Below are 19,566 nucleotides of genomic sequence, written 5' to 3'. Positions count from 1 at the left end.
GCAGGATCACGCCGTCAGTCGTGCAGGCGCGGCAACCTGGCCAGGTGAATGGACACCGCTAAGCCGACGCTGGCCAGCAAGAGTTTCACCGTGAGTACCGGTGCCAGATAGATGGCAATCCCCATGCCCAGCCAGATGCTGGCGATGCTGCCCCACAGTTGGCGCCGGGTCATCCCTTTCCGTTCCAGATAGTTGCGAATCACCGGCCCCAGTAGGCGGTGGTTGAACAGCCACGCCTGCATCCGCGCCGAAGAGCGGCTGAAGCAGGCCGCGGCCAGCAATAGGAAAGGCACCGTCGGCAGCAGCGGCAGAAACATGCCCGCCAATCCCAGGGCGGCACAGAGGCTACCGAGGCCGATCAGCAGGTAGCGGATCAACGGACGGCGTCGGTAGGTTTTGATTTTGGCTTGCGGCACTCGGGTCTCTCTGGTCATCGGGCGTCACCCTCATCAAGCCAGTGCTTCACGGTGGCGAACAGTTCCGGCAGGATGATGGGTTTGGTAATGTGGTCGTTCATGCCGGCGGCCAGGCTTTTTTCACGGTCGCCGCTCATGGCATGGGCGGTCATGGCGATGATCGGCAGCTGCTGTTCATCGGCAAACTCGCGAATGGTGCGACAGGCGGTCAGGCCGTCCATCACCGGCATCTGAATGTCCATCAGTACCAGGTCGAACTCCTGCTCCTTCACCAGCTCCACCGCAATCTGGCCGTTTTCCGCCACACTGACCTGGTAGCCGGCGCTCTTGAGCAGTTCGGTGGCCACTTGCTGGTTGATCAAGTTGTCCTCTACCAGCAGGATGTGGGCCTGCTGATCCGGGGTGTCCTGTTCCGGAGTGATGTCTGGCGCCGCCTCGATGTTGTCGTCAGAGAAGTTGCTGATCAGTACATCAAACAGCTTAGAGGCGTTGAAGGGTTTTTGCATCACCGCATGAATTTTACCCTGCTGCACCTGATCCGACAGTGAGCTGCCGGTAAAGGCGGTCATGATCAGGATGACCGGCCGCCGTTCCAGGGTGCCATCGGCCACCAGTCGGTCGATCTGGTTGACCACCTCGATACCGTCCATGTCCGGCATCATCCAGTCCAGCAGTACCAGCTCCGGTTTGGATTGCTTGATGGCGGTGATCGCTTCCTGACCGTTCTGGGCCAGATCGACGTGGAACTGGAAGTCTCGCAGATAGGTCGAGTAGATCTGCAGTGCGGTGCTGTTGTCGTCCACCACCAGCGCGGTGAGCTGATTGCCGTGGGGGGAGATCAGCTGGGTCTTTTGCGGCGGCTGCTCCACCCGTTTGGCGTCGATGGTAAAGCTGAAGGTGGAGCCTTCGCCGGGAACACTGTGCACGGTCAGGTCGCCGCCCATCAGGTTGACCAGGTGCTTACTGATCGACAGCCCCAGACCGGTGCCGCCGAAGCGGCGGGTGGTGGAGCCATCGGCCTGGTTGAAGGCATCAAACAGGAACTTCTGCTTGGCCTCATCGATGCCGATGCCAGTGTCGCGAACCCAGAACTTGAGGCGAATGCGGCCGTTATGCTCCTTGAGATCCTCACAGCCCAGCTCCACTTCGCCGTGGTCGGTAAACTTGACGGCGTTGGACAGCAGGTTGATCAGCACCTGCCCCAGACGCAGGGGATCGCCGATCAGGTGCAGGTTGGCGCTGACCGAGGAGTACAGCTGCAGATCGACCTCTTTCTCCTGGGCCTTAAGGGAGTTCAGGCTGACGGCGTGCTCCAGTACCTTGTCGAGGCTGAAGCGGGTCTGCTCCAGCTCCAGCTTGCCGGCTTCAATCTTGGAGAAATCGAGGATGTCGTTGATGATCCGCAGCAGCGATTCGGCACTGTAGCGGGCCTTCTCCAGATAGTCTTTCTGTTTGGCGGTCAGTTCGGTGCGCAGGGCCAGGTGCATCATGCCGATGATGGCGTTCATCGGTGTGCGAATCTCATGGCTCATGTTGGCCAGGAACTCACTCTTGGTGACGTTGGCCAGTTCGGCATCCTGCTTGGCCTCCAACAGGATCACCTCGTTGTCTTTCTGCTGGGTGATGTCCTTGTGGGTGCCGAGCAAGCGAATCGGTTCGCCTTCGTCGTCGCGCTCCACCAGACGACCCCGGGAAAGAATCCAGCGGTAGTGGCCATCTTTGCCCTTCATGCGGAACTCGATGTTGAACGGGGTGCTGGAGTCATCCAGATAGGCGTCGATGTAGCTCTCCACCCGCTGGCGGTCGTCCGGGTGCATCAACCGGTAGTAGGTTTCTATCAGCAGTGGGAACTCACCGGACTCGTAGCCCAGCATGGTGTAGTAGGCCGGATTGCAGATCAGCTGGTTGGCATCCAGGTACCAGTCCCAGACACCGTCCTCCACCGAGTCCATGGCCAGGTGGTAGCGCTCCTCCGACTGCTTCAGCTTCTCCTGCTGTTCCGACTCGCGGGTGATGTCACGCCACACCCCGATCAGCCCCAGTAGTTCGCCGCGGCCGTTGTAGAACGGCAGTTTCAGGGTGTCGTACAACACCGCCCGGCCGTTGTATTCGTTCTTTTCCCGGTAGCGAAGCGGTACCCGGTCGCGCAGTACCTGGGCGTCTTCCTCTGCCAGTTGACGACCCTTTTCGCCGTCGAGGATGTCGGTGACCGACAGTCCGAGCAGTTCGCTCTCCTGGTGACCGAACAGGGTCTCGGCGGAGCGGTTGCAGCCGAGGAAGCGACCCTCCACGTCTTTGAACATGATCGCTTCCGGCATGGCATCGATGAGGGAGCGCATCAACGAGAAGTCGCGCTCGCGCCGTTCATTGGCTTCGCGCAGGCGGGCGGTGCGCTTGGCCACCAGTTTATCCAGGCGCCGGTTCTGGGCCGCCAGGTGCTGGGTGTATTGCTGATTCTCTTCAAAGGTGCGGGAGATCAGCTGGAACCAAGGCTCCCAGCCTTCGAGGATCCGTTTCGGCGGCGGCGTCGGCTGGTTGGCGCAGTCCTCCAGGTGGTTGAGCAGCTTGGAAGCCGGGCTGACGAAGGCGCGACGGGTCAGCCAGTGGACCACGGTTACCAGCAGTGACAGGGCGATGATCACCATCAGGAAGGTGGATTCCAGTTTCTCCCAGGCGTCGGCCACCACCTCTTGTTCCGGTTGCAGGTACAGCAGCGACCAAGGGGCGTTGGTGAGTTTGATGGCGCGCACGTAGTAGCCGTTGATCAGCTTGGCGTCGGTGTCGTCCAGCAGCCGATCCAGTGGCACATTGTGCAGCTGTGCCGGAATGCGCTGGCTCAGGTGGTAGGTGCGCGGCAGTTCATCCAGGTGCATGTCCGGGTAGGACAGCACGTTGTTGGCCCGATCCAGCAGCAGCACCGTCCCCGGCAGATCGAAGTAGCGTTCAATCTGTTCGGTCAGAGTCGACAGCCTCAGCTCCATGTAGATGGCGGCCAGGAAGGTGTCACCCACGTACACCGGGATACCGACGGTGGTGGCCAGCTTGTCCTCGGCGTTGCGATGGGCGTCGGACCAGAACACCTTACGCTCCGGGTTGTTCTCCGGTTTGGCCATATCAAACAGCGGGCTTTGCAGCATCTGCGGTTCAAACTGGTGCTCAGGCCCTGGCCAGGGGTAGATGGACATCATCTGCTGAGTCGACAGGTAGTAGATGCTGGCGCTCTTGGGGGCCATCTGTTTGGTGACCGGCAGGCTAAGGGACATCTGGTACAGGGTATCAAGCTCGCGGTAGAACAGTTCCGAGCGGCCCTCGAGTTGCCCTTTACCGGAGATGAAACCCTTTTCGGCGAAGGTGTTGCGGGCGTTGCGGTAGTCCGGGCGTAGCGAGAAACGGTCGCCTTCGCTGACAAACTGGTGCTGTACCTGCAGCTGTGGCATGGAGGCGGCGTCACTGTTGCGCATGTGGATGGCCGTGAACTCCTGCAGCGCCTGTACCGCTCGAATGCTGGCGTCCAGCAGCAACTCCACCTGATGGGAGTGCTGGGTGACCTGTTCCACTTTTTCTATCAACAGTTGCTGTTTCTGCTTGGTGAACACCATGGCGGCCACCACCAGAGACAGAATCACCACTCCGAGGTAGGTATAGAAAACCGCTTTGTTGTAGTTGTTGAGAATGGGTGTCTTCACAGTGTGCAACTCATGCCCGGCGCCAGAATCGAGCGGTCAGTGTACCAAAGCTTTGGTCCAGTTGGGATTCTGTGGTGAGATTTGCGCCTGTCCCGTTCAGGGACAGACGCGAGTCGGGGTCAGAGTTCGTTTTCGGCGAACTTGGCCAGACGGGAGCGAACCACGCCGTTGAGGTAGACGTTGGCGCTGCCCTCGAAGTTTTTAAAGCGTTCCACCACGTAGGTCAGGCCGGAGGTGACGGCGGTCAGGTAGTTGGAATCGATCTGCGCCAGGTTACCGGAGCAGACCAGCTTGGTGCCTTCGCCCATGCGGGTAATGATGGTTTTCAGTTGCGAAGGCGTCAGGTTCTGGCACTCGTCCAGCAACACAAAGGCGTTCTGAATCGAGCGGCCGCGCATAAAGTTCATGGACTTAAACTGGATGTTGGCCTTGTCCATGATGTATTGCAGGCTGCCGGCGGGACTTTCATCCTGCTTGTGCAGTACCTCCAGGGTGTCTGTGACGGCAGCCAGCCAGGGGGTCATCTTCTCCTCTTCGGTGCCGGGCAGGAAACCGATGGATTCGGCGATCTCCGGCGTGTTGCGCGTGACGATGACTTTGTCGTAACGCCGCTGCTCCACCACCTGTTCCAGGGCAGCAGCCAGAGACAGCAGGGTTTTGCCGGATCCCGCCGGGCCGGTGAGGATCACCATATCGATGTTGGGGTCCAGCAGCGCCTGCATTGCCATGCCCTGATAGACATTCTTGGGGTTGATGCCCCAGGCGTGGTAGCCCATCAGCCGTTCCTGTCCCAGATCCCGCAGCAGCACCTGCTGGTCATTGACCTCCTTGACCTGACCGCAGAACAGTTTGCTGTCGTCGATAAGGTACTGGTTGATGTACAGCGACTCCTCCGGTAATTCGTTGCGGGCCAGGGTGTGGTAGACCTCGCGGCCTCGCTGTTCGCTGCTGACCTCCTTGATGTAATCCCATAAGTTGCCTTCCAGCTCGGCAAAGCCCTTGGCCAGAAACTGGATGTCGTCCACCAGTTGGTCGGTGCGGTAATCCTCCACCTTTTTCAGTCCCGCGCCCTTGGCCTTGAGGCGCATGTTGATGTCTTTGGTGACCAGCACAATCTCATCGTCACTCTGCTGCTGCAGGTACAGCGCCGAGTTGATGATCAGGTTGTCGTTGTTGTCACCGGGCAGGGCCACCGGATTGGCAAACTGAATCTGGTGATCCGGGAAAATCGACAGGGTGCCCAACTCGTCGTCGGGGGCATTGGGGTGGTTGAGTAATACCCCCTGCAGAATCTCCTCCGGTGAGGCGTCCACCAGGCAGTCTTCGAGGGTACGGATGGCAACGCGAGCGTCGCGGCTGATGTCTTTTCGGCGGTCTTTTATCTGGTCGAGTTCTTCAAGGACGGTCATGGGGATGACCACATCGTGCTCCTGAAAGGAGTAGATGGCGAGAGGTTCGTGCAGTAACACGTTGGTATCCAGCACAAAGCGTTTTTTCTTATCCCTAACCATGGCACCTCCACTATGCTTTATGGATTTAAGGCAAGGTTCTATAGCGATTAAGCGTTGCGCGTGCTTCAGTTCTACCATGGCAGAAGGCGACGCCTTTGGCTAGCACAAATTGAGGGTGAATCACCGCCGCAGTTCCGGTAACATACGCCACCTTTTCAGCCTTCTAACCCATATTAGGAGTCGTTTAGTCGATGTCATTTTCTCTCGGACAACGTTGGATCAGCGATGCTGAATCCGACTTGGGACTGGGTACCGTAGTCGCCGTCGAAGGGCGGATGGTATCCGTTCTGTTTCCCGCCACCGGAGACAACCGGATGTTTGCGCGGGAAGATGCCCCGCTGACTCGAGTGATTTTCAACCAGGGAGACACCATCACCAGCCACGAGGGCTGGACCCTGGAAGTGGACGCGATACACGAACAGGATGGATTGGTCAGTTACGAAGGCGTCCGCAGCGACACCAATGAGGTGGGTCTGCTACGGGAAACCATGCTCGACCACCAGATTCGTTTCAACAAGCCGCAGGATCGCCTGTTTGCCGGTCAGATCGACCGCATGGAGTACTTTGTTACCCGCTACCTGTGTCAGCGTCAGCGCTTCGGCATGCTGAAAAATCCGCTGCGCGCCCTGCAGGGCCCTCGGGCCGGCCTGATACCCCACCAGCTGTTTATCGCCAACGAGGTGGGCAACCGCCACGCGCCGCGGGTGTTGCTGGCGGACGAAGTGGGTCTGGGTAAGACCATTGAAGCCGGCCACATCATTCATCAGCAACTGCTGTCCGGCAAGGCGGAGCGGATTCTGATTCTGGTGCCGGAAACCCTGCAGCACCAGTGGCTGGTAGAGATGCTGCGCCGCTTCAACCTGCGCTTCTCGTTGTTCGATGAGGAGCGCTGCATCGAAGCGCTGGCCGACTGCGATAACCCGTTTGAAACCGAACAGCTGGTGATCTGCTCCCTGGATCTGCTGCGTAAGAAGAAGCGGCTGGATCAGGCCAAGGATGCCCCTTGGGATCTGCTGGTGGTGGATGAAGCCCATCATCTGGAGTGGAGTGAATCGGCCCCGAGCCGCGCCTATCAGGTGGTGGAGACACTGGCGCAGGAGATTGCCGGAGTGCTGTTGCTGACGGCAACCCCGGATCAGCTGGGCCACCAGAGCCACTTCGCCCGTCTGCGTCTGCTGGATCCGGATCGTTTCTACGATTACGACGCCTTCCTCGAGGAGGAGACCAGTTACCAGCAGGTGGCCACCGCTGCCGATGCCCTGCTGGCACAGCGGCCGCTGACCGACGCCGAACAGCAGGCGCTGGTGGCGCTGCTGTCGGAAAGCGACATCAGCGATGCCCTGGGTCGGATTCAGTCCGGCGACGAGGCCCAGCGGCAGCTGGCCTGTCAGGAGCTGGTGAGGGAACTGCTGGATCGTCACGGCACCAGCCGGGTGCTGTTCCGTAACACCCGCAGCGGCGTCAGCGGTTTCTGTGGCCGTGAGCTGCACACCTACCCGATGCCTCTGCCCAAACAGTACGCTACTGCCATGCGGGTCAACAGCATGCTTGGCGGTACTCAGAGCACCGACATCAAGCTGATGAACCAGCTGTATCCGGAAAAACTGTACCAGGAGTTTGAAGGCGAGAGCGGCAACGCCAGCTGGTGGCAGTTCGACCCCCGGGTCGACTGGATGATGGAGTTCCTGAAAGCTAACCGCAGTAAAAAAGTACTGGTGATCGCCTCCAAGGCGCACACCGCTTTGCAGCTGGAAGAGGCGCTGCGCACCCGTGAGGGGATTCTGGCGTCGGTGTTCCACGAAGGGATGTCGATCCTGGAGCGGGACAAGGCGGCGGCGTTTTTCGCCCAACAGGAGGGCGGTGCCCAGGTGCTGATCTGTTCCGAGATCGGTTCCGAAGGCCGTAACTTCCAGTTTGCCCACCACCTGGTGATGTTTGACCTGCCGCTGAACCCGGATCTGCTGGAGCAGCGCATCGGTCGTCTGGATCGCATCGGCCAGACCCAGACTGTGCAGATTCACGTGCCGCTGCTGGAGGGCACGGCGCAGCAGCCGCTGTTGCGTTGGTATCACGAAGGGATGAACGCCTTTACCCACACCTGTCCGTCCGGCCACCTGATCCACAGCGAGTTTGCCGATCAGGTTCGCAGTGAGCTGGCGGGCGAAACCGAAGCCGGTGCCCTGGAGCAGTTGATCGAGGCCACCGCGGCCCGCAATGCCGAACACCAGGCCAAGGCGGAAGCCGGCCGGGACAAGCTGCTGGAGCTTAACTCCAACGGTGGCCAGCAAGCGGCGCAGTTGGTGACGGCCCTGGAGCAGGCCGACGACGACACCGACTTCATCAGCTTTATGCTGAAGCTGTGGGACGTGATCGGGGTGTCTCAGGAGGACAAGGGTGAAAACGCGGTGGTGCTCAAGCCTACCGAACACATGTTGTTCCCCAGCTACCCGGGCCTGTCGGAAGAGGGCGCCTCGGTGACCTTTGATCGTGACACCGCCCTGTCGCGGGAAGACTTCCAGTTCCTGACGTCGGCCCACCCGCTGGTGGCCTCCGGCATCGACCTGGTGACCAGTGGCGACACCGGCAGTACCTCGGTGGCGCTGTTGAAGAACAAGGCGTTGCCGGCCGGTACCCTGTTCCTGGAGATGATCTTCAAGGTCGAAGCCATCGCCCCGTCAGAGGTGCAGATCGGTCGCTTCCTGCCGCCGACTCCGGTGCGGGTGTTGATGGACAAGAGCGGCAAGGATCTGGCGCCGAACGTTACCTTCGACAGCTTCAACCGTCAGCTGATGCCGGTGAACCGCCATACTGCCAGCAAGCTGGTGAACGCTAGCCAGCCGGTGCTGCACCCGTTGCTCAAGCAGGGGGATGACTACGCCCAGGCGCAGATGAGTGAACTGGTGGCCCAGGCCCAGAGTGACATGGAACAGCAACTGGGGGCCGAACTGACCCGTCTGGAAGCGCTGAAAGCGGTGAACCCCAACATTCGCTCCTCGGAGCTTGATGCGGTGCGCGAGCAGATCAGTATGGTGACCGCCCACCTGCAGCGGGCGCAGTTGGATCTGGATGCGGTGAGGATGATCGTGGTGACGCCGGAATAGGCGTTTCAGTCCAGCAAAAAGGCGACCTTCGGGTCGCCTTTTTTATTCAGAATTCGGCTCAGTCCTGACGGGGTTTGACCACTTCCCCTTCGATGATCACGCCGGAAGCGTGGTCGACGTCGGTGTCCCGGGCACTCTGGGTGCGCCCCGGGCGACGGTAGCGCCAGGCGGTGTTCATGGCCCAGAACGCCAGGCTGCTCAGCAGCACCAGCGGCAGCATCAACAGCAGCAGCGGCACCATCAACAGCAGCAGAATCAGACCGGCACCTGAGGGTTTAATGATCCGGAATCGATGCTGCCATCCTGCTATGCCACTGGAAAACTGATTCATAATTGGCCCTTAAGTTACCTTGTCGGTGTGAATGTGGTGCCGCTAATGTCACGGGCGTCAATATTCATTCTATCTCTACTTAGGGCTTTGACAAGGGCAGAGCGATTAAGTTTGCAACACTTTACCCTGAGGTGGCGATTCGGTCAGCCCGGGTTCAGCGACGCCGTGATGGTGGAAAATTGGCGTCGGTGACTTGGGTCAACGCCCGGGGCAGTGATACATTGTCGCCACCGATGATGCCGATGCCCTGGATATGATTGCCCGTTTACTGTTGCCCCTGTTGTTGTTTTGTGGCCTGGCTCAGGCCAGTGAGCCCAATCTTTATCCCAGCAATCTGGCGGGGGTAAGAGCCGAAGTGCTGTTGGTGGAGCCCCAGCGGGGCAGCCCCTATTCCGGTCTGTCCCAGGCGCTGATCGCCCGGTTGCCGGATCTCGGATGGCAGGTTCGGGTGGTACCGTCGTTGCCGGAAGAGCCCGGTGAGGTGCTGGGTGGCGACACCGTCTGGCTGGCTCAGGGTGAGGTGGTGGGCATCCTGGCGGCGAAACTGGCGGACGGCAAGCTGGAGCCACCGCTGGCGTTGGTCAGCGTCGGCGGCTTTCAGTGGCCAGAGCAGGATACCCCCGCTCTGGCGGCACGGCTGGTGATGCAGCCGTCACCGGTGCTGGATGTCATCTCTGACTGGGATCATCCGTTGTCCAAAGCCGGGCAGAAGCAGCGAGCCGTCGAAGCCAGCCGCAGCAACAAAAGAAACTACCGCCAGTGGCGCAACTACCTGGATTACCAGCAGGTGAATGACCATCAGGAGCTGATTACCCGCATCCATGGCTGGCTGAGTCGACAATTGCGGTAACCGGACCTCTATTGTCTTGATGTGGCAGATGAATGCGCCTACAATCGGCGCGCCTAATTATTTGAGTAAATCAAAAATGGACCCAAGCCCGAGTAGTCCCAGTTGGGACGAAACGAAAACCATAACTTACAATCTGTTTGACGGCCGCGAAGTCCACTTCTCATAGGGATACTCTCCCTCCCTGCCTGCTTCGTAGCCAGCCTTTGGAGACGAAGCATGCAAAAAGACACCCTTTTTGCCACCTTAGAGCACGCCATGGTTGCCGGCGACAAGCAGTCCGCCCGGGCGACGCTGGAGCTGGCCCACGCCGCGGATATTGCGGCGGCGATCTGCGAATTTACCGCCGAGCAGGCGGCCCAGTTCCTGTCGATGCTGTCGCTGCCGGATCACGCCAACCTGTTTGGCTATCTGGAGCCGCTGGCACAGGCGGAGATCGCCCGCACCATGAGCCGCAACGATCTGGCGGCCCTGTTTTCCCAGATGGAAGCGGACGAACGGGCGGATCTGTTTAACCGCCTGTCCGAAGAAGATCAACACACCCTGTTGCCCGGGCTGGCCCAGGCGGAGCGGGAAGACGTTCGTCGTCTGGCCAGTTACCCGGAAGAGACCGCCGGCGCCCTGATGACCTCGGACTACGCCACCCTTAAGGGTCACTGGCCGGTGCGTAAGGCGCTGAAGCGGCTGCGGCTGGAAGCGCCGGACAAAGAAACCATCTACCAGACTTACGTCATCGATGCCGACCGCAAATTGTTGGGCACGGTGTCGCTGCGGGAGCTGATTCTGGCCAACCCGGATCGCCTCATTGACGATCTGATGCGGACTGGTGTGGTGCACGCCCGGGTCGATGAAGATCAGGAAGAGGTGACCCAGAAGATTCGCCACTACGATCTGCTGGCCCTGCCGGTACTGGACGGTGATGATCGGCTGGTGGGCATTGTGACTTACGATGACGCCATGGATGCGGCGGTGGAAGAAGCCACCGAGGATGCGCAGAAGAGTGCATCGGTGGCCAAGCTGGACGCCCCCATGAACCAGGTCACCGGCTGGGAGCTGTATCGTAAGCGGGTGTTCTGGCTGGTGCTGTTGGTGTTCGGCAGCCTGCTGTCCGGGGCCGGCATCGCCTATTTCGAAGACACCATCGCCAAGTACGTGGCGCTGGTGTTCTTTATGCCGCTGCTGGTGGGGAGTGGCGGTAACGCCGGCTCTCAGTCGGCGGCCCTGATGGTGAGGGCTCTGGCCACCGGTGAGGTGGACATGAAGGACTGGGCCAAGGTGCTGGGGCGGGAGTTCCTGGTGGCCGGCGCTCTGGGCCTGACCATGGCGGTGGCGGTATTTGCCCTCGGCTGGTTCCGCGGCGGCGCCGAGATCGCGCTGGTGGTGGCCTTTGCCATGGTGTCGGTGGTGATGGCCGGCTCCATCATCGGTCTGTGTCTGCCGTTCATTCTCAGCCGGGTGAAGCTGGATCCGGCCACCGCCTCCGGACCGCTGGTAACGACCATTGTCGATGCCACCGGGGTGCTGATCTATTTCAGCTTTGCCACCATGATTCTCGATCTCTGAGGCGCACAGTTACCGCGACAGAAAAAACGCGCCCTCGGGCGCGTTTTTTTATGGCTTGGGCTGTCGCAGGCGCGCCAGGCTGGTGCGCGGCGGGGTCAGGTAGCGCGCCGGATGGCGCGGCCGGGGCACGAAGTGGCGGGTGTTCTTGTAGGGCAGCTTCATAAAGCCGGAGATCCCCTGTTCCTGAATCTGGTTGACCTGAGACAGAATCCGCTGCAGGCACTGACTGAACTCCTGGTGGCGCTGAGTATCCAGCAGCTTCAGGTAGCTGTGCAGCTTCAGGTGGGTGGGCAGCACCTCGAAGATGATGCAGCCGGTATGGTGAATGTCATTGAGGCGCCCCAGTTCGGCCATGATGCCGGCGGGCAGGGACAGGTTTTCGTCTGGGTCGCGACCATCTTCGAAGTAGCTGTGCAGTCGGGTTTTGTCCTCCAATTCCGGCACCTCGGCCACCTCAAAGGGGATCGCCTGCTCCGGCGCCGGCTGAAACGGCAGTGCCTCGTTGTCGCGCTCGATGTGCAGGGTATCACGGGCGTTAAAGAAGCAGGCTTTGAACACCCCGTGGTGGGGAATCGACTGTGCCAGCCGCACCAGGTTGTTGACCGCATGGGCAAAGGGCGCCCTCAGGGTAGGGTCAAACAGGTTGAGGCTGGAATCGATGGCCACGCCGCCGCCGTGCCAATGCAGCGCCAGCCCGCCCAGGATCGGGAACTCGCCGAGGCGTCCCACCGCCGTCACAAACGCCTTTTCGCAGTCGCCCATCCCCACCAGGTAATCGCGGTAGTAGCGATCGATCTGCAGATCGCCGCTGGGGGCGCGACTGTCCGGGCTTTGATGTTGCTGTAGAAACGATTTGCGCGAGCTGTAGGCGACGGTATCGATGGCGTGGCCGAACTGGTGCACCCACACCGGCAGTTGCGGGTTAATGGCGGACTCGGTCTGCGACGGCGGCTGCCAGGCCGGCCCTTTGGTCAGGCGGTCGATGAAATGGTCGCCGCCCTGACGCTGGCGAATCGGATCGTCGCTGAGCATGGCATCCAGGGTGTCGGCCAGTGCCTTGGGCAGCCCCAGGCTTGCGGCGGGCAGCACACTGCTGCCAAAACGTGCCGGCAGTCCAGAAGCCAGTGAATAGAGGGTGCCCGCCACCCCCTGTTCGTCGAATCGGGGCGAGCTGCTGCTGCCTGCCAGCTGCTCGGCGCCGATGAAGTAGAGATCGCCCATGCGGGCGTTGCTGCGCAGCGGCTCGCCGCCCACCCCCAGGCCGGTCTGAGCGATGGGCTCGCCGCTGGCGTCCTGCTGGGCGAATACCGCCGAGCCCCAGTCGATCAGCGACAAGTGATGGTTGCTGGGATCAAACACCAGGTTGGAGGGCTTGATGTCGCCGTGGACGATGGGGCGGGGCAGATCCTGCCTGAGGTAGCGCAGCAGTTGCGCCAGCTGCTGGGCGATGGGGGCCAGCCAGCTCAGTGGCAGCGGCCCGCAGCGCAGGGCCAGTTGGGCCAGGTCCCGCCCCGGGGCCAGGGTCATCACCATGATCCCCTGCAGCTTCAGCTGCTGATAGCGAATCAGCTTGGGAATGTTGGGGTGGTCAACCTGCTCCAGCATCCAGGCCTCCTCTTCCAACCGCGCCTGCAGATGGGCGGGCAGGGTGATGCGGGAGAACTTAAACACTTGCTCCTGGCCATTGGGGTGACGTCCGGCAAATACGAAGCCGTACACCCCCTTGCCGACGAAGCGGATGTGGCGGTAGCCGAGTCGGGCCAGCTGCTTTTCACACAGGCGTAACCACTGCTTCAGTTTTTGGGCATCGTGGTGGCCAAGAAGATAAATCGACTGTTCTTCGGCGATGTAGAATTGCTGTAATGGCGCCGTGTCTACCATGGAACTCCTTGTTTTACCGACCATCGTGACGACCCGTCCGATTAAGTTGCACTTTTTGTCCCTGTACAGCTTTGTAACCGCCACATAGAAGCGTTCACTTCTTTGATCGAAATCAATGGATTCGAATTCGATTGTGTGATGATTGGATCCGTATTGTAACACGGGAGGGCTAGAGATGGCCGACGTTGCAGCCGGGCCCAAAGTCGCCGAGCTGATTGAATTGTTAAAATATCCGCGCAACAAAATGCGGGATAATATGGACGTGCGTTTTTGTCCTCACGCGGTGTTTTATAACCCGGTGGATGAGCGTTGCATCTACTGTCACCAGGGTATGGAATGCAAATGGCTGAACCATAACGACGAGCTGGTGGCCAATGAAACCAAACCCCTGAAAGCGTTTCGCCGTGAGCTGACTCTGGCCTGTGACTACGTCGAAGCCCAGTTGACCCCGGCACACCTGTCTCGCCGAGCCTGCAGTTGCGACAACTGCAAGTGGCTGGAGAAGGTTCGTGTTGTCTTGGATCAGGAGTGGTAGTGTACAACCGCTGACGGAGCCGTTAAGGTGCCAAGCTTATTTTTAGCAGGATTGGCACACAATGGACGCAGCATTCTGGCACGATAAGTGGGATCGTCAGCTTATCGGCTTTCATCAGGACGACATAAATCCCTTTCTAAAACGCCACTGGCCCGCGATCTCGCATTCGCTGGGCCGAGTTTTGGTGCCTCTGTGCGGCAAATCGCTGGACATGGTGTGGCTGGCGTCGCTGGGCGACGACATCGTCGGCAGTGAGCTCAGCGAAGCGGCGGTGCGCAGTTTCTTTGACGAGCAGCAGCTCGAACCGGTCTGCGAGGCGGGTGGTGAACTGACCCGCTTCTGCGATGGCCCGTTCGAACTGTGGCAGGGCGATCTGTTTGCCCTGACGCCTCAGCAACTTCAACCGGTGACCGCCTTCTATGACCGCGCCGCCCTCATCGCCCTGCCGGAGCCGATGCGGCTGCGTTACTGGCAGCACCTGGCCAGCCTGCTGCCCGCCGGCACCCCCGGGTTGCTGATAACCCTGGATTACCCGCAGCAGCAGTTGTCCGGCCCGCCGTTCAGCGTGACCGAGTCCTGGGTGCGACAACACAGCGAAGGCTTGTTTGAGGTGGAGCTGCTGGAGCGCAGCGACGTGCTGGCGGACAACCCCAGATTCGTGAAAAAGCAGGTGGCGAGTCTGGATGAGCTGGTGTTTAAACTGACCCGACTGTAAGCCGGGTCACGGTGTGTTGTTGCCGATTTTTTCAGGCCCTCCAAGGGCTGTCGTGGTTACGCCAGCGACAGCAGGAAGGGGATCAGCACCGGGCTGGCCAGGCTCAGCAGGAAGCCGGACACAATGGCCACTGGCACCACCGGGGCACCGCCGGTCTGCTGCAGTACCGGCAGGGTGAAGTCCATGGCCGTGGCGCCGCCGTAGCCGATGGCGGACGCCGGCGAGCGGCGCATCAGCATCGGAATAATCACAATGGCGATCAGCTCGCGGCTGAGGTCGAACAGGAAGGCCACCGAGCCCATTACCGGCCCCAGGCCGTCGGTGATCAGGATGCCGCTGAGGGAGTACCAGCCAAAGCCCGCCGCCAGGGTGATGCCGTGAATCACCGGCAGCCCGGCGATCAGGGCGGTCAGGGCGCCGGCCAGCAGTGAGGTGACGGCGACAATGGCGGCGATGGCCAGTCCCCTGGGGTTGAGCAGAATCGCCCGTAGCCCCAGGTTGGACGCCCGCAGCTGAATCCCGATCAGCCCCAACAGCAGCATCAGCGCGGCGTTGGCGCCAGACTCAATGGCCTGATGGCCGACGGGTAGCACCAGCCCCAACGCCACCCCGCCAACCACCACGGCCGCCAGTTTCAACGATTCCAACATCATCTTGCCCAGTGGCTGATGGCCGTTGTTCAGGGTCAGAGCCATGGGCCAGCGTCGATCCACCAGCGGCAACAGCGCCAGGTTCAGTACCAGGCTCAAACCGATCAGCAGCGCCACTAACTGCAGGATGCTGCTCAGCTCGCCGGCCAGGTTGTCCACCTGGGCCAGTGACAGCCCCATCAACGCCAGAATCAGATAGACGATGGCGCTCAGCAGCTTGTCGATGCCGGTCAGCAGGGCCGGGCGGGTTACCGGAATCAGGTAACCGGCAAACAGGGGGAGAAGAATAACCAGGGATTCTAGGGACATGGCGCTGTTGGTTGTGAATACGAAGGCAGGCAGAGTAGCAGCCAGACCCGGACTCGACAACCATAGCGGCCACAGTCATAACCGTCGCCCATGGCGCCCATAGCCGCGGCTTCTGTCCGGTCACGGAGTTGGCGCCACAATGGCGGCGTCGATGGCCTACTTCCCCCCGGGTTTGGTGTATACTGGGCGCTTTATGACATCCCGCAGGAGACACCCCTTTGCAATTTAAAGAACTGGGCTTGGATAAGCGCTTAGTGGAACGTATGGATCATCAGGGTTTTCAAGGCGCCACTGAGATTCAGCAACAAGCCATTCCGGTGGTGATCGCCGGAAAAGATCTGCTGGCCTCCTCCAAAACCGGGTCCGGTAAAACGCTGGCCTATCTGTTGCCGGCGATGCAAAGGGTGATCAAGCAAAAAGCGTTTAGTAAGCGTGACCCGAGGGTGGTGGTGCTGGCCCCGACCCGGGAGCTGGCCAAACAGGTCTACGGTCAGCTGCGCGGCCTGACCGCCGGCAGTAACCTCAAAGGAGTGCTGATCCTCGGCGGTGAAGACTTCAACCTGCAGAGCAAGGCGCTGGCCAAAGACCCGCAGTTTGTGATTGCCACCCCGGGACGATTGGCGGACCACCTGGAGCACGGCCACCTGGAGCTCAAGGGGCTGGAAATGCTGATCCTGGACGAAGCGGATCGCATGCTGGATCTGGGTTTTTCCAAGCAGCTGACCGCCATCCACAAGGCCGCCGACCATCGTCGCCGGCAGACGCTGATGTTCTCCGCCACTATGGACAACGCCGTGGTTAACGAGTTTGGCGCCGATCTGCTGTCGGCCCCGGCCCGGGTACGCATCGATGCCGAGCAGCAGATGCACGACAACATCAGCCATACCTTCCTGTTGTCGGATCACCTGGATCATAAGCAGGCGCAGCTGATGACCCTGCTCAAACAGAGAGACTACAAGCAGGCGATGCTGTTTACCGCCACCCGGGGCGATACCGAACGCCTGGCCAGCTGGCTGGCAGAGCAGGGCTTTTCGACCCTGGCCCTGTCCGGTGATCTCAGCCAGGCGGCGCGCAACCGCATTATGGACGAGTTTGCCGCCGGTAAGGCGCAGCTGCTGATCACCACCGACGTGGCCAGCCGTGGCCTGGACATCAGCCAGGTGCAGTTGGTGATCAACTTCGATCTGCCTAAGCACTCGGAAGAGTACATTCACCGGGTCGGCCGCACCGGCCGCGCCGGAGCCAGCGGCGCCGCGGTGTCTCTGGTGGGGCCGAAAGACTGGGCGGCGGCCATGGCGCTGCAGAGCTTCCTCGGTCACAGCCTCAGCTTTGACGCCCTGGAAGGACTGGAGGCCAAGTTTACCGGTCTGAAGCCGAAAAAAGCCCCGGCCAAGGCCGGCGACAAGGCGGCCAAGACCAAGGCCAAACCGGCCCGTGCCCGTAAATCGGCGGCGCCGAAGAAGGTTAAGAAGACCGCCTTTGTGCTCAAAGACGTCGGTGATGTGCCGTTCGGCAAGAAGAAGGCGCCTCAGGGCGACTAAGGCGATTGCCAAGACAGAAAAAAACGCGCTCTAGGGCGCGTTTTTTATGGGCCGGTCTTAATCGAGACCGTCGTCGCTGTCGTCGTCTTCCGGCTCCAGCATGCCCCAGCCGTCCACCTTGCCTTTGTACTGCTTGCACAGCGCCTGCAGGGTGGTCTCGATGGCGTTGATGGGGCCATGCTCAGGCACCATCTCCTTGATCAGCCGCAGCTCCCAGTCACCACTCTGTTCGTTGTGGTTCAGGAACAGGCCACAGCCCTCAAACTCTTTTTGGACCCGCTCGGCGGCACGTTGGCCCTTGGCTTCGTCGGCAAACAGCACGTAGAAGTCCAGCATGTAGGGCTGGCTGAGATCGATGCCTTCGTCTTGCATCAGTTGCAGCAGTTCGCCGGTGGGGTCATTGGGAAAAGACATGGATACCTACTCGATGGTTAAAACTGGATAGAGGGGCGAGGTTTCTTCCTGGCCACCTTGGGTTTGTCGTTATTAGCGGGGCGGGCTTCGGTACTGGTGGCGCCGATGGTGACCTGTTCACCATTGAAGGCCACCACGTCACCTTGAACCAGCTTGCAGCGTTTGCGGGTTTCCACCTGGCCGTTGACCTCCACCAGGCCTTCGCCGATCACCAGCTTGGCGTCGCTTCCGGAGCCAACCCAGGCCTGAATCTTGAGGACTTTGTACAGTTCGATAAAGTCGCAGCCGGGCATCAGTGGCAGTTGTTCGCTCATTGTGGCGTGTCCTCGCAGTGTAATGGCCTCATTATAACGGCAAACACCGCTGAACGGGGAGCGGCAGCGACAAGAAAAAAGTCCGGCTCGGTGCGGTGGCCTGAACCTTGGGGCAACGCCCGGGGTTGGGATGGGCGAGCGCCTTTCCGTTTCGGCAGAATGCCGCTGATGGCGGACACAAAAAAGCCCGCCGCGGTTTCCCGGGCGGGCTTTTGAAAAATTCACTCAGAGCAACGCTCTTAGTTCATGCCGTAGACTGTATTTTGTTGTTTTCATACTAATCTGTTTGTTCTTGCTTGCTCCTTCAAGGTGTTGTTTATAAACGGTTATTTGTGGTTTCTTGTTTCTGTTTATATTGGCTTGAGTTTGGACTTATGGCACACTCGGGGTACATATGAGGGTACATGGATTTGGTGTCTGAACATGGGAAAACTGTACGATAAGAGCCTCAAGGCTGTGCATAAGAAACGCCATGCACAGGTGATCACCCTGACCGATGGTGGTGGATTAGCGGCACGGGTTTCTAAGCTGGGCAAAGTGCGCTGGCAGTTCCGGTACAAGATCAATGGCAAGAACAAACGAATTGACTTCGGGGATTACCCGGACCTTTCTTTGGTCAGTGCTAGGGATGAAGCGGACAAGTGCCGCACCTGGCTTGCTGAAGGATACGATCCGAAGCACAAGCGGTTGTTGCAACGGGCACAAACATTAACGCCGGTGACGGTCGAGGATGCATTGGGGTATTGGCTTCGAGAGTACGCTGAGCCCAACCGTGTACATGCCGATAAACATCGCGCCCAGTTTAAGCGTCACATCTATCCTGAAATTGGCGCACTGCCATTGACCGAGTGCACCACCCAGATCTGGCTGGAGTGCTTTGACAAGATTCGTAAGGGCGACAAGAAAAGTGATCGCCGGCCTGCGCCAGTTGCGGCGGGTTACATTATGCAAAACGCCAAGCAGGCGCTGCGCTATTGTCGTGTGCGGCACTATGCGGTTAGCAGGGCCCTGGATGACCTGACGGTTGCGGATGTTGGTCAGCGTCAGGGCAAGCGCGACCGCGTTCTGAATGAAACTGAGTTGCGCCAGCTATGGGGTTCGGCTGAACAAGACGAATTCGGCACTTATCTCTCGGTGATGCTGAAGGTGTTGATCATCTTTGGTGCACGCTCCCATGAGGTGCGTTTGTCCGAGTGGTCTGAGTGGGATTTGAAAAACAAGCTTTGGACTGTACCGAAAGCCCATAGCAAAACCGACTTGCAGATCATTCGCCCCATCCCAGAACAGTTGATCCCCTGGTTACGGGAGCTCAGGATTCAAACTTTACACAGTGGTTATATGCTGGGAGAGCTGAAACGGCCCGAAGCAGTTAGCCAGGCTGGCCGGTTGTTGTGGCAAAAGTTAAAGCATGCCGAAAAGTGGACGCTGCATGACCTGCGTCGCACCTTAGCGACGAATTTAAACAATATGGGGGTGATGCCCCACGTTGTGGAGCAGCTGTTGGGGCACAGTCTGGGAGGGGTGATGGCCATATACAATCGTAGCCAGTACCTTTCAGAAAAAGAGACAGCATTGGAGCTGTGGTTTGACTTTTTAATGCAGTCACAAAATCTGGAGTCTAAGCCTTCAGGATCAGCCTCTGCAGATAGTAGCAAAGTTCTACAATTCAATATTTAGAGGGCTCCAATTTAAGACGGATTTTTTGATAATAGTATTTTTCAACATGGTATTCCTTCCATGCTTACGTTACTG

Annotated in this window: 14 protein-coding genes and 1 pseudogene; 7 read left to right on the top strand and 8 right to left on the bottom strand. The window is 59.6% G+C overall.

Annotated elements, in window-relative coordinates; all coding sequences use genetic code 11:
• Nucleotides 1–14 precede the first annotated feature (14 nt).
• From BLT77_RS12285 to BLT77_RS12275, 3 genes are all read right to left on the bottom strand, one after another.
• Nucleotides 15–434, bottom strand: coding sequence for a YbaN family protein (locus BLT77_RS12285; protein WP_090365578.1), 420 nt, complete (start codon nt 432–434; stop codon nt 15–17).
• Nucleotides 431–4,102 carry a response regulator gene (locus BLT77_RS12280; protein ID WP_245709936.1) on the bottom strand — a complete coding sequence of 1,224 codons (3,672 nt, stop codon included), beginning with the start codon at nt 4,100–4,102 and terminating at the stop codon, nt 431–433. Before BLT77_RS12280 ends, BLT77_RS12285 begins: the two co-directional genes overlap by 4 nt.
• Nucleotides 4,103–4,221: 119 nt before the next feature.
• The gene (locus tag BLT77_RS12275) at nt 4,222–5,613 is read right to left on the bottom strand and encodes a PhoH family protein (protein WP_090365576.1); all 1,392 of its coding nucleotides are present in this window, start codon (nt 5,611–5,613) and stop codon (nt 4,222–4,224) included.
• Nucleotides 5,614–5,804: 191 nt separating this feature from the next.
• On the opposite strand from BLT77_RS12275, the gene rapA reads away from it, so the two are divergent.
• On the top strand, nt 5,805–8,714 hold the full coding sequence (gene rapA, locus BLT77_RS12270) for an RNA polymerase-associated protein RapA (protein ID WP_090365573.1): 2,910 nt from the start codon (nt 5,805–5,807) through the stop codon (nt 8,712–8,714).
• A 58-nt stretch (nt 8,715–8,772) separates the two neighbouring features.
• On the opposite strand, the gene BLT77_RS12265 is transcribed toward rapA, so the two are convergent.
• Nucleotides 8,773–9,045 carry a hypothetical protein gene (locus tag BLT77_RS12265; RefSeq protein WP_090365570.1) on the bottom strand — a complete coding sequence of 91 codons (273 nt, stop codon included), beginning with the start codon at nt 9,043–9,045 and terminating at the stop codon, nt 8,773–8,775.
• A 253-nt stretch (nt 9,046–9,298) separates the two neighbouring features.
• On the opposite strand from BLT77_RS12265, the gene BLT77_RS12260 reads away from it, so the two are divergent.
• Nucleotides 9,299–9,895 (top strand): DUF3530 family protein, encoded by a 597-nt coding sequence (locus BLT77_RS12260; RefSeq protein WP_090365568.1) that lies wholly within the window; start codon nt 9,299–9,301, stop codon nt 9,893–9,895.
• Between the two features lie 216 nt (nt 9,896–10,111).
• Nucleotides 10,112–11,455 (top strand): magnesium transporter, encoded by a 1,344-nt coding sequence (gene mgtE, locus BLT77_RS12255; RefSeq protein ID WP_090365565.1) that lies wholly within the window; start codon nt 10,112–10,114, stop codon nt 11,453–11,455.
• Between the two features lie 48 nt (nt 11,456–11,503).
• Here mgtE and BLT77_RS12250 read toward each other — a convergent pair whose 3' ends face one another.
• Nucleotides 11,504–13,336 (bottom strand): serine/threonine protein kinase, encoded by a 1,833-nt coding sequence (locus tag BLT77_RS12250; protein ID WP_090365563.1) that lies wholly within the window; start codon nt 13,334–13,336, stop codon nt 11,504–11,506.
• Nucleotides 13,337–13,511: 175 nt separating this feature from the next.
• On the opposite strand from BLT77_RS12250, the gene BLT77_RS12245 reads away from it, so the two are divergent.
• Nucleotides 13,512–13,871, top strand: coding sequence for a hypothetical protein (locus BLT77_RS12245; RefSeq protein ID WP_090365560.1), 360 nt, complete (start codon nt 13,512–13,514; stop codon nt 13,869–13,871).
• A gap of 61 nt (nt 13,872–13,932) precedes the next feature.
• Nucleotides 13,933–14,586: a thiopurine S-methyltransferase gene (locus BLT77_RS12240; protein ID WP_090365558.1), complete on the top strand. Its 654-nt coding sequence runs from the start codon at nt 13,933–13,935 to the stop codon at nt 14,584–14,586.
• A 56-nt stretch (nt 14,587–14,642) separates the two neighbouring features.
• Here BLT77_RS12240 and BLT77_RS12235 read toward each other — a convergent pair whose 3' ends face one another.
• A complete protein-coding gene (locus BLT77_RS12235; protein ID WP_090365555.1) occupies nt 14,643–15,545 on the bottom strand; it encodes a LysO family transporter in 903 nt (300 codons plus the stop codon).
• A gap of 218 nt (nt 15,546–15,763) precedes the next feature.
• On the opposite strand from BLT77_RS12235, the gene BLT77_RS12230 reads away from it, so the two are divergent.
• Nucleotides 15,764–17,086, top strand: a complete 1,323-nt coding sequence (locus BLT77_RS12230; RefSeq protein WP_090365553.1) for a DEAD/DEAH box helicase — start codon at nt 15,764–15,766, stop codon at nt 17,084–17,086.
• Nucleotides 17,087–17,143: 57 nt separating this feature from the next.
• Here BLT77_RS12230 and BLT77_RS12225 read toward each other — a convergent pair whose 3' ends face one another.
• Nucleotides 17,144–17,500 (bottom strand): ribonuclease E inhibitor RraB, encoded by a 357-nt coding sequence (locus BLT77_RS12225; RefSeq protein ID WP_090365551.1) that lies wholly within the window; start codon nt 17,498–17,500, stop codon nt 17,144–17,146.
• 104 nt (nt 17,501–17,604) lie between these two features.
• Nucleotides 17,605–17,814, bottom strand: a pseudogene (locus tag BLT77_RS12220) (RNA-binding S4 domain-containing protein); the annotation flags it as partial.
• A 423-nt stretch (nt 17,815–18,237) separates the two neighbouring features.
• On the opposite strand from BLT77_RS12220, the gene BLT77_RS12215 reads away from it, so the two are divergent.
• The gene (locus BLT77_RS12215) at nt 18,238–19,491 is read left to right on the top strand and encodes a tyrosine-type recombinase/integrase (RefSeq protein WP_090365549.1); all 1,254 of its coding nucleotides are present in this window, start codon (nt 18,238–18,240) and stop codon (nt 19,489–19,491) included.
• Nucleotides 19,492–19,566 lie beyond the last annotated feature (75 nt).

It is taken from the genome of Ferrimonas sediminum (assembly GCF_900100175.1).
Classification (GTDB): domain Bacteria; phylum Pseudomonadota; class Gammaproteobacteria; order Enterobacterales; family Shewanellaceae; genus Ferrimonas; species Ferrimonas sediminum.
This window is presented reverse-complemented; position numbering and strand designations above follow the sequence as displayed.

Excerpts from the sequence above, each read along its gene's own strand:
- BLT77_RS12285 (WP_090365578.1), bottom strand. The coding sequence starts at position 434 with ATGACCAGAGAGACCCGAGTGCCGCAAGCCAAAATCAAAACCTACCGA.
- BLT77_RS12275 (WP_090365576.1), bottom strand. The coding sequence starts at position 5,613 with ATGGTTAGGGATAAGAAAAAACGCTTTGTGCTGGATACCAACGTGTTA.
- rapA (WP_090365573.1), top strand. The coding sequence starts at position 5,805 with ATGTCATTTTCTCTCGGACAACGTTGGATCAGCGATGCTGAATCCGAC.
- BLT77_RS12265 (WP_090365570.1), bottom strand. The coding sequence starts at position 9,045 with ATGAATCAGTTTTCCAGTGGCATAGCAGGATGGCAGCATCGATTCCGG.
- BLT77_RS12260 (WP_090365568.1), top strand. The coding sequence starts at position 9,299 with ATGATTGCCCGTTTACTGTTGCCCCTGTTGTTGTTTTGTGGCCTGGCT.
- mgtE (WP_090365565.1), top strand. The coding sequence starts at position 10,112 with ATGCAAAAAGACACCCTTTTTGCCACCTTAGAGCACGCCATGGTTGCC.
- BLT77_RS12250 (WP_090365563.1), bottom strand. The coding sequence starts at position 13,336 with ATGGTAGACACGGCGCCATTACAGCAATTCTACATCGCCGAAGAACAG.
- BLT77_RS12245 (WP_090365560.1), top strand. The coding sequence starts at position 13,512 with ATGGCCGACGTTGCAGCCGGGCCCAAAGTCGCCGAGCTGATTGAATTG.
- BLT77_RS12240 (WP_090365558.1), top strand. The coding sequence starts at position 13,933 with ATGGACGCAGCATTCTGGCACGATAAGTGGGATCGTCAGCTTATCGGC.
- BLT77_RS12235 (WP_090365555.1), bottom strand. The coding sequence starts at position 15,545 with ATGTCCCTAGAATCCCTGGTTATTCTTCTCCCCCTGTTTGCCGGTTAC.
- BLT77_RS12225 (WP_090365551.1), bottom strand. The coding sequence starts at position 17,500 with ATGTCTTTTCCCAATGACCCCACCGGCGAACTGCTGCAACTGATGCAA.
- BLT77_RS12215 (WP_090365549.1), top strand. The coding sequence starts at position 18,238 with ATGGGAAAACTGTACGATAAGAGCCTCAAGGCTGTGCATAAGAAACGC.